Genomic DNA, 10,674 nt, shown 5'->3' with positions numbered 1-10,674 from the left:
CCAATCAGTCCATGGGAAGAAAAACCGCTTCCCACGACCTGCTCGTCTTATGCTTGTCGGGTCAGACCAAGGCGCTTCCGCTTTTCTTGTTTGTCCAGCTGCAGCGCCTTGACCCTCGAGTCATAATCCAATCAGTCCATGGGAAGAAAAACCGCTTCCCACGACCTGCTCGTCTTATGCTTGTCGGGTCAGACCAAGGCGCTTCCGCTTTTCTTGTTTGTCTAGCTCCGGTATCCTGCCCCTCGAGTCACAAGCCAATCGGTCCATGAGAAGAAAACCGCTTCTCATAGCCCCGCTCGTCTTGTGCAATTCGGGGCAAAACGCGGATACCTCCGCTTTTCTATGAAGGTGAGGAATTTTTATTTATGAGACAGAGAATCATTACTGGAATAATTGCTGCTGCAGTCTTTTTGCCGCTTGTTATAATGGGCGGAGTTCCACTGCTGGCAACTGCCTATTTGCTGGGAACTGTTGGGTTATATGAACTTTTTAAGATGAGAAAGATGCCTTTGCTTAGCATGCCTTCTGTGCTGTCTTATGCAGCATTATGGATAGTGCTGATGCCTGCAGCGGCCTTTGATAATCTTACTAACGAAATGTATACAAAGCTTGAAATTGTTTTGTTATTGGTGCTTCTTTTGTTAACTTTCACGGTGTTGTCAAAGAACAAGTACACATATGATGATGCGGGATTCATGATCATATCCGTATTATATGTGGGGATGGGCTTTTATTATTTTTATGAGACACGGGAAATTGATAATGGATTGACTTATATATTTTTTACTTTATTCATTATCTGGGCTACCGATTCAGGAGCTTATTTTGTCGGACGGGCCATGGGGAAACGGAAGCTTTGGCCGGATATCAGCCCTAATAAAACGATAGAAGGTGCCGTTGGAGGCATTATTTGCGGCTTGCTGGTAGCTGTGGTCTTTTTCTTGTTTACAAACATTTCCGACCCTCTATGGAAGCTCGCTGCTATCTCTATTTTCATATCCATTTTCGGCCAGATTGGCGATCTTGTGCAATCTGCTTATAAAAGGCTTTATGGAATTAAGGATTCCGGTAATATTTTACCAGGACATGGCGGAATATTAGACCGGCTCGACAGCTTGATCTTTGTATTGCCTATTCTTCATTTGCTTCATTTTCTTTAAAAGCTTGTTTCAAAATGTAGGAGTTGAAAGTGTTGAAATATATAAGTCTTTTAGGAGCTACTGGTTCCATTGGAACTCAGACGCTTGATATTATTCGTTCCAATCCGGAGCAATTTAAGCTCGCAGCTATGTCGGCGGGACGAAATCTTGATTTGACCAGAAAAATTATCGAAGAATTTAAGCCTGAGCTTGTTTCTGTTCAAGGGAGAGAGCATTGTGCTGCATTAAGGCAGGAATACTCTCATTTGAACATTCAATTTACTTACAGTGAAGAAGGCCTTGTGGAGACAGCTTGCTACCCTAAAGCAGATATTGTAGTAAATGCAGTAATCGGAAGCGTTGGTTTAGATCCTACTCTTCAAGCTATTGAAGCTAAAAAAGATATCGCCATCGCGAACAAGGAAACACTGGTAACCGCAGGCCATCTTGTTATGAAGGCTGCGGAAGAAAATAAAGTGCGGCTGCTCCCGGTAGATAGTGAGCATTCAGCTATTTTCCAGGCGCTTCAAGGTGAAAATGAGAAGAATATTGATAATCTGATTATTACGGCCTCTGGAGGAAGCTTTAGAGACCGTACCAGGGAAGAGCTTAAAAATGTGTCTGTTGAAGACGCCTTGAACCATCCTAATTGGTCGATGGGAGCAAAGATTACAATTGATTCAGCGACCATGATGAATAAAGGACTTGAAGTTATTGAGGCGCATTGGCTTTATCAAATTCCTTACGATAGAATAAAGGTGCTCCTCCATAGAGAGAGTATTATCCATTCAATGGTTGAGTTTCACGATTCAAGCATTATGGCCCAGCTCGGCACACCGGATATGAGAGTTCCTATTCAATATGCTCTTACTTATCCCGATCGAATTCCTTTTCCGTCTGCAAAAAGGCTGAAGCTTGCAGAAATAGGGAAGCTTCATTTTGAAGAAATGGACTTCAAACGTTTTCCGTGCTTACAATACGCCTATGATGCCGGCAGAGCGGGAGGTACCATGCCGACGGTTTTAAATGCAGCCAATGAAGCTGCCGTTGCGGGATTCCTGGAGAGAAAAATTGGGTTTTTAGAGATCGAAACAATGATAGAAAAGGCGCTGAATAGACATACTCCTATTAGTAATCCAAGCTTGGATATTATTCGGGAAGCAGATGCAGAAACTCGTCAATTCATTCGGTCTATTTCATAAAAAAGGTGGTTGAATTAGTGCAAACTTTGCAAACAGTGATTGCGTTCATCCTGATATTTGGAGCTCTAGTATTTTTCCATGAGCTTGGACATCTCGTCTTTGCGAAAAGAGCAGGCATTCTCTGCCGTGAATTCGCAATAGGGATTGGCCCTAAGGTTTTTTCAATGAAAAGGAACGAAACGCTTTATACCATCAGACTGCTTCCTGTCGGAGGATATGTCAGGATGGCTGGCGAAGATGCCGATACAACAGAGATTAAACCTGGCTACAGGGTTGGTCTGTTATTCAATAATGAAGGTTTAGTGAATAAAATCATTTTAAATAATAAAGAAAAATACCCTGATATCAAGGTGGTTGAAGTAGAGTCAGCAGATCTTGAACACAGCCTGGTAATCAAGGGATATGAAGACGGAGAAGAACAAACGCTGGAAACATTTAGCGTACATCCTGAAGCCATGCTTGTGGAAGATGGTGCAGAGAATCAAATTGTACCCTATAACCGCCAGTTTGGATCTAAAACATTAGGCCAGAGAACGATGGCTATTTTTGCAGGTCCGATGATGAACTTTTTGTTAGCCATCGTTCTTTTCTGGATCATAGGTGCTTTTCAGGGAATTGTGGTAGATGAACCGAAGCTTGGTAATTTGACAAAAGACGGTGCAGCTATTTCTTCTGGCCTTAAGCAGGGGGATGCTGTTCAATCCATTGATGGTACTGAAGTGTCTGATTGGATGGATATTCAGGAAGCTATCCAGAAGCATCCTGGTGAAGAAATTGTCTTTATAGTCGACCGTGACGGAAAAACTCTCGAGATTCCTGTAAAACCAAAGGAAATTGAAAGAGAAAATAAAAAAATAGGTGTAATTGGTGTCTATCCTCCGGTTGAAAAATCGCCGACAAAGGTAATAGCATCTGGTTTTACCGAGACCTATTTTTGGACAAAACAAATTGGCTCGATGCTCGGGCAGCTGGTAACTGGGCAATTTACAATTGATGCCCTTTCTGGTCCAGTTGGTATTTATAAATCAACTGAAGAGGTGGCCAAGTCTGGGGTAGTCTATCTGTTAAAATGGGCTGCTGTACTAAGTATTAACTTAGGAATTATGAATCTCCTTCCGATTCCGGCTCTAGATGGCGGAAGACTATTATTCTTTGCAGTAGAAGCGGTTCGCGGAAAACCGATTGACCGACAGAAAGAAGGAATGGTCCATTTTATCGGATTTGCCCTGCTCATGCTCCTTATGCTTGTAGTTACCTGGAATGATATTCAGCGGTTTTTCCTATAATGGATGTAGTTTTTACAGGTTTCATTTAAAGAGACAGTATGGTTAAATAGTAAGATAACAGGGCAGGGGCAAAGATGGCCATCTTTGCTTCTGCTCACATTTTTTTGGATAGATTTAAGATGGGGTGTTTATTGATGAAACAGAGTATGACGTTTATTCCAACATTAAGAGAAGTACCTGCTGACGCGGATACAAAGAGCCATCAGTTATTGCTGCGCGCAGGCTTTATCCGGCAGAATTCCAGCGGAGTGTACAGCTACCTTCCTCTTGCTAAAAAAGTCCTCCAGAAAATTGAAACCATTATCCGCGAGGAAATGGACAATGCTGGAGCGGTTGAGATGTTTATGCCGGCCCTGCAGCAGGCAGAGCTTTGGCAGGAGTCGGGCCGCTGGTATTCATACGGCCCAGAACTTATGAGGCTGAATGACCGCAACGACAGAGAATTTGCGCTTGGTGCAACACATGAAGAAGTAATAACAAGCTTAATCCGTGATGAAATTAAATCATATAAGCGTCTGCCTCTTGCTCTTTATCAGATTCAGACCAAATTCCGTGATGAAAAAAGACCGCGGTTCGGTTTACTGCGAGGCCGTGAATTTATCATGAAAGATGCTTATTCGTTCCACTCGAATTTTGACAGCCTAGATGATGTATACCAAAAAATGTACAATGCGTATTCAGCCGTATTCCGCCGCTGCGGCCTGAACTTCAGAGCAGTAATTGCAGATTCTGGCGCGATGGGCGGCAAAGATACACATGAGTTTATGGTTCTTTCTGACATCGGCGAAGATACAATTGCATACTCAGATTCATCTGATTATGCAGCTAACATCGAAATGGCGCCTGTAACAGCAGAGTATGAAGCAAAGAATGAAGAACCAAAAAGTCTTGAAAAGGTGTTAACAGAAAATCAAAAAACGATTGAAGAAGTATCTTCCTTCTTGAACACAACCCAAGACAATTGCATTAAATCTCTGGTATTTAAGGCAGATGATCAATATGTACTTGCATTAGTAAGAGGAGATTTTGAGATTAATGATATTAAACTGAAGAATCTTCTGGAAGCTTCAGTGGTAGAATTAGCTTCTCCGGCTGAAACAAAAGAAATCCTTGGATGTGAAATTGGTTCAATTGGACCGGTAAATGTTCAGAAGGACCTTGAAATTGTTGCGGATTACAGCATTAAGTCGATTGTAAATGGCGTGTGCGGTGCAAACGAAGAAAACTACCATTTTATCAATGTGAATCCAGAGCGGGACTTTAAAGTTTCTCGTTTTGCTGATCTGCGTTTTATCCAGGAAGGCGATGCTTCTCCGGATGGAAATGGCCTCATTAAATTTGCAAAGGGCATTGAAGTGGGCCATGTGTTTAAGCTTGGGACCAGATACAGCGAAGCAATGAATGCATCCTTCCTTGATGAAAATGGACGTTCCCAGTCAATGATTATGGGCTGTTATGGAATCGGCGTGTCCCGTACCTTAGCCGCTGTAGCAGAGCAATTTAATGATGAAAACGGTCTTGTTTGGCCTGCAAATCTGGCTCCATACCAGGTGCATGTAATCCCTGTTAATATCAAGGATGAGGTTCAAAAAGAGCTTGCTGAAGAGATCTATCAAGATCTTAAGCTTGCCGGATTTGAAGTTCTTATGGATGACAGACAGGAAAGACCAGGAGTTAAGTTTGCAGATTCAGATCTAATTGGTATCCCTGTCCGTATTACTGTAGGGAAAAAAGCAGCTGAAGGCATAGTGGAGATGAAAGTCCGCCAGTCTGGCGAAATCATTGAAGCTGAAAAGAGTCAAGTAAGTCAAGAAATTACTAATCTTTTGACGGTTTAACCGGCAGAGAAAATAAGAAGGTACCCATTACAATTTAATGGTACCTTTTTCTTTTTCCGGGAGTTTTTTTACTAATAATCCATAGATATAAATGTGTTATAATTACCAGAGCCAATACAGAAAACTGTTAAAAAAATGGGGAGAGAGAATAATTAATGGACCAAAATCCAAATTCAAAAAAACAAAGATTCCAGCTCTTGCTCCAGCAGCTTCAATTAACGGAAGATGCATTTGTAAAGTACTTTTATAATGCCGAAATAGAAAAGCTATTTGTAGAAAGAGATTCGAAAAAATGGCATTTTTCCTTTCAGCTGGAAGAATTGATTCCCTGCAGTGTTTACACTAGGTTTTCAACCCAGCTCACCCAATCCTTCGCACACATAGCAAATGTTTCCTTTTCTATAAAGGTATTGAATCCGCAGGTTACCGAAGAATTAATCAGAGAGTACTGGAATAATTGTATTAAAGAAATAGATGGAATTTCTCCGGCTCTTTTGTCTCTTTTAAATGAACAAGTTCCCAGACTGTCCGGCAATAGAATCCTTATTTCAGCTAGAAATGATGCTGAAGCTGGGCAGCTTAAGAGAAAATATTCGGGTATGATTTCCAATATCTATCAATCCCTGGGATTCCCGGTTTTTTCTATAGAACCTGAAGTAGCTCCCGAGGGTGAGAATAAAGAATATAAATTATTTCTTGAACAAAAGCAAAAAGAAGACCAGGAACGCGGTCTCGCTGCTCTTGTAGAAATGCAGAAGAAAGAAAGTGAACGGGCCAAAGAAGATGGAGCTGCGTCCGAGGGTCCATTGCTTATTGGGTACCGAATTAAAGAAGATGCGGATTTCCGCAGACTTGAGCATATCGTCGACGAAGAACGCAGAATAGCCATTGAAGGATATGTATTTGATGCTGAGACTCGCGAATTGCGCAGCGGACGTACACTTTTAACCTTTAAAGTAACCGATTATTCCAGTTCGATAATGGTTAAGATGTTCTCCCGTGATAAAGAAGATGCCACTCAGCTTGCCAGAATTAAAAAAGGGATGTGGGTAAGAGTTCAAGGCAGCATCCAAAACGATACGTTTGTGAGAGATTTGGTTATGATCGCTAACGACATAAACGAAATAAAAGCAAAAGGGCGTTCAGATACTGCACCTGAGGGAGAAAAGAGAGTCGAACTTCACCTTCATACTCCGATGAGCACGATGGATGCTGTTTCTTCAGTAAGTTCTCTTATTGCTCAGGCAAAAAAATGGGGCCATAAGGCAGTCGCGGTTACAGATCATTCTGGTGCCCAAAGCTTTCCAGAAGCGTATGGAGCCGGAAAGAAAAACGACATTAAAGTGATGTATGGCATTGAAGCTAACCTTGTAAATGATGGTGTGCCGATTGCCTACAATCCACAAAACAGGCTTTTATCTACCGATACGTATGTAGTATTTGACGTGGAAACTACCGGATTATCTGCAGTTTACGATACCATCATTGAACTTGCAGCTGTAAAGATAAAGGATGGAGATATAATTGACCGTTTTGAATCATTTGCTAATCCTCACCACCCGCTGTCTGCAACAACAATAGATCTTACAGGAATAACAGACGATATGGTAGAAAATGCACCAGAAGTGGACGAAGTGATAACAAAATTCAAGGAATGGTCCGAGGATAGTATATTCGTAGCGCATAATGCCAGCTTTGACATGGGATTTTTAAATGTGTGCTATAAAAAGTTAGGTTTCGGGAAAGCTGCAAATCCTGTAATAGATACTTTGGAATTAGGGCGCTTCCTTTATCCAGAGATGAAAAACCACCGCTTAAATACGCTGACGAAGAAGTTTGACATAGAATTAACACAGCACCATCGAGCCATATATGATGCAGAGGCTACAGGATATCTTTTAATTAAGATGTTAAAAGACGCTCTTGAGCATGGGGTAGAATACCATGACCAGCTGAATGACAACATGGGTAAAGGCAATTCTTATCAGCGTTCAAGACCATCCCATTGTACTCTGCTTGCAGTCAATGAGACGGGTTTGAAGAATATATTTAAACTGGTATCTATTTCCCACTTAGAATATTTTTATAGAGTTCCAAGAATTCCACGCTCTGTTCTTCAGAAGCATAGAGAAGGAATTCTCATAGGATCCGGCTGTGACAAGGGTGAAGTTTTTGAAGGGATGATGCAGAAATCCTTTGAAGAAGTTGAGGAAATTGCAGAATTCTATGATTACCTTGAGATCCAGCCAAAAGAAGTCTATTCCCATTTGATTGAGATGGAATATGTACGTGATGAAAAATCGCTTGAAGGTATTATAAAAAATATTGTAAAGCTTGGAGAAAAGCTTGAAAAACCTGTTGTAGCGACAGGAAATGTTCATTATAAGGACCCAGAGGATAAAATATACCGCAAGATTTTAGTAAGATCACAGGGCGGGGCAAATCCATTAAACCGCCATAAGCTGCCTGACGTCCATTTCCGTACAACAGATGAAATGCTGGGTGCATTTTCGTTTCTTGGTGATGATAAGGCAAAAGAAGTAGTCGTGGCAAATACTAATCTAATAGCGGATAAAATAGAAAACATTAAAGTTATTAAAGATGACCTATTCACACCGAAAATTGAAGGTGCAGAAGAGGAAGTCCGCGAAATGAGCTATGCGATGGCACGCAGCATTTACGGTGAACAGCTGCCGGAGATCGTTGAAGCCCGGCTTGAAAAGGAATTAAAAAGTATAATTGGCCACGGGTTTGCCGTAATCTATCTAATTTCTCACAAGCTGGTTAAAAAATCACTGAATGATGGATACCTGGTTGGATCCCGTGGATCTGTAGGATCTTCTCTTGTTGCTACAATGACCGAAATAACAGAAGTAAATCCGCTGCCGCCGCACTATGTGTGTGCGAAATGCAAGCATTCGGAATTCTTTAACGATGGTTCAGTAGGTTCCGGTTTTGATCTGCCGGATAAAAGCTGTCCCGAATGCGGAGCGAACTATAAAAAAGACGGCCACGATATCCCGTTTGAAACGTTCCTTGGTTTTAAAGGAGATAAAGTTCCCGATATCGACTTAAACTTCTCTGGTGAATACCAGCCGCGTGCACATAATTACACGAAAGAGCTGTTTGGGGAAGATTATGTCTTTCGTGCAGGAACAATCGGTACGGTAGCTGAAAAAACGGCGTATGGATATGTAAAAGGATATGCCTCTGACAATAATCTTCATATCCGGAATGCAGAAGTGGACCGGTTAGTGTCAGGATGTACAGGAGTCAAAAGGACTACCGGCCAGCATCCAGGCGGTATAATAGTTGTTCCAGATTATATGGAAATATTTGATTTCTCACCGATTCAGTTCCCGGCTGATGATAAAACATCAGAATGGAAAACAACGCATTTCGACTTCCACTCGATTCATGATAACTTGTTGAAATTGGATATTCTAGGGCACGATGATCCGACTGTAATTAGGATGCTCCAGGATCTGAGCGGAATCGATCCTAAAACGATACCGACGGACGACCCTGAGGTTATGAAGATATTCAGCGGTCCAGAGTCACTTGGAGTAACCGAGGATCAGATTATGTGTAAAACAGGTACACTTGGCATACCTGAATTTGGTACCAGATTCGTCCGTCAAATGCTCGAAGATACTAAACCAACTACGTTCTCTGAGCTCGTCCAGATTTCTGGTCTTTCACACGGAACAGATGTTTGGCTCGGCAATGCTCAAGAGCTGATTCATAATAAAATTTGTAACCTTAGCGAAGTAATCGGCTGCCGTGATGACATAATGGTTTATCTAATTTATCAAGGCTTAGAACCGTCACTTGCGTTTAAAATAATGGAATCAGTGCGAAAAGGTAAAGGACTTTCTGAGGAATTTGAAGCGGAAATGAGAAAAAATGAAGTTCCGGAATGGTATATTGATTCTTGTAAAAAAATCAAATACATGTTCCCGAAAGCCCACGCCGCTGCCTATGTATTGATGGCTGTCAGGATTGCATACTTCAAGGTACACCATCCGATCCTTTACTATGCTGCCTACTTTACCGTACGAGCAGAGGACTTTGATATTGAAGCCATGACTCGGGGCTCTCAGGCTATCAGGGCAAAAATAGAAGAAATCAACGCCAAAGGCCTTGATGCTTCAACAAAAGAGAAAAACCTGCTGACCGTCCTTGAATTGGCAATGGAAATGTGTGAACGAGGATTTTCTTTCAAGAAAATTGACTTATACAAATCACATGCCAGTGAATTTATCATTGATGGCAATTCCTTAATACCGCCGTTTAACTCACTGCCCGGTTTAGGAACAAACGTTGCCTTAAGTATAGTCCGTGCAAGAGAAGAAGGAGAATTCCTATCAAAAGAAGATCTTCAACAGCGCGGAAAAGTTTCAAAAACCATATTAGAATACCTTGACAAGCAAGGCTGCCTGGAATCACTGCCAGACCAAAATCAGCTGTCACTGTTTTAAAAGGAAGAGGACCGGAAAATTTCCGGTTCTTTTTTTTGTTCGTGCGGTGAGGGCTGGCTGGCGGTGAGTGCTGTTTAGCCTATTAATGCTAAAACCAGAGATGGTGTATGGGCGTAGTTTACTGTAGGTCAAGGATCAAGCTTAAGCGATTAATGAAAAGCGTTAGGGTGTTAAGTTAAGCATAGGTAAGCATAAAATCCTCAAACTTAAGCATAAATTTCTGAAACTCAAGCATAAATTCCCAAAACATAAGCATAAGATGGCGTTTTATAAGCATGAATTAAAATTAAATGCCTGATAGTCCCTAAAACTTACTTGCAATCATCTAAATGCTAAAAGTAGAAGCTGGTTTTCTAATAAATGGCCATGATTTAAGTGAATTTTTTAATAAAAAACAAATAATTAAGCAGTTTTGCCCTCAGAACCCTGCAGGCAGTCAATTTCACTCTGATAGGGTGCTGCCCTTCATTAACTTAAAGGTTCAATATAAACTTATCATTCTTCCCTTCACAAGACCTCTTGAAAAACACACCGTCCTCTGCTTTTCTCTTGGTGTCCAGCTGCGGACTGACACCTTCGGTCATAAGCCAATCGCCATCAAGAGGTAAAACCGGCCTTTCGCCGCCGCTCGTCTTATGCCTGTCAGGTGTCTGCTTTTCTATCAATGAAGTGTTTACTTCCAATTGTGATCTTCATTTATTGCCTAAAGGGTATAGTACTTGAAAAGC

6 protein-coding genes are annotated in these 10,674 nt (G+C 41.5%); 5 read left to right on the top strand and 1 reads right to left on the bottom strand.

The annotated features are described in order from the left end of the window. Positions 1 to 365: 365 nt before the first annotated feature. From JOC77_RS20795 to JOC77_RS20775, 5 genes are all read left to right on the top strand, one after another. Positions 366 to 1,160 carry a phosphatidate cytidylyltransferase gene (locus JOC77_RS20795; RefSeq protein ID WP_204548470.1) on the top strand — a complete coding sequence of 265 codons (795 nt, stop codon included), beginning with the start codon at positions 366 to 368 and terminating at the stop codon, positions 1,158 to 1,160. A gap of 32 nt (positions 1,161 to 1,192) precedes the next feature. Further along, positions 1,193 to 2,341: a 1-deoxy-D-xylulose-5-phosphate reductoisomerase gene (locus JOC77_RS20790; protein WP_204548467.1), complete on the top strand. Its 1,149-nt coding sequence runs from the start codon at positions 1,193 to 1,195 to the stop codon at positions 2,339 to 2,341. Between the two features lie 26 nt (positions 2,342 to 2,367). Continuing rightward, entirely contained in the window at positions 2,368 to 3,627 is a 1,260-nt protein-coding gene (gene rseP / locus JOC77_RS20785; RefSeq protein WP_204548473.1) for an RIP metalloprotease RseP, read from the top strand. 134 nt (positions 3,628 to 3,761) lie between these two features. Beyond that, entirely contained in the window at positions 3,762 to 5,465 is a 1,704-nt protein-coding gene (locus JOC77_RS20780; RefSeq protein ID WP_204548464.1) for a proline--tRNA ligase, read from the top strand. A gap of 155 nt (positions 5,466 to 5,620) precedes the next feature. Further along, complete coding sequence (locus JOC77_RS20775; RefSeq protein ID WP_204548461.1) at positions 5,621 to 9,946, top strand: PolC-type DNA polymerase III; 4,326 nt, start codon at positions 5,621 to 5,623, stop codon at positions 9,944 to 9,946. Positions 9,947 to 10,419: 473 nt separating this feature from the next. Here the strand turns inward: JOC77_RS20775 and JOC77_RS20770 are convergent, their stop codons facing one another. Next, on the bottom strand, positions 10,420 to 10,629 hold the full coding sequence (locus JOC77_RS20770; protein ID WP_204548459.1) for a hypothetical protein: 210 nt from the start codon (positions 10,627 to 10,629) through the stop codon (positions 10,420 to 10,422). Positions 10,630 to 10,674: the final 45 nt, after the last annotated feature.

This window comes from Peribacillus deserti, from assembly GCF_016909175.1.
In the GTDB taxonomy this organism is placed as follows: Bacteria; Bacillota; Bacilli; order Bacillales; family DSM-1321; genus Paraperibacillus; species Paraperibacillus deserti.
This window is presented reverse-complemented; position numbering and strand designations above follow the sequence as displayed.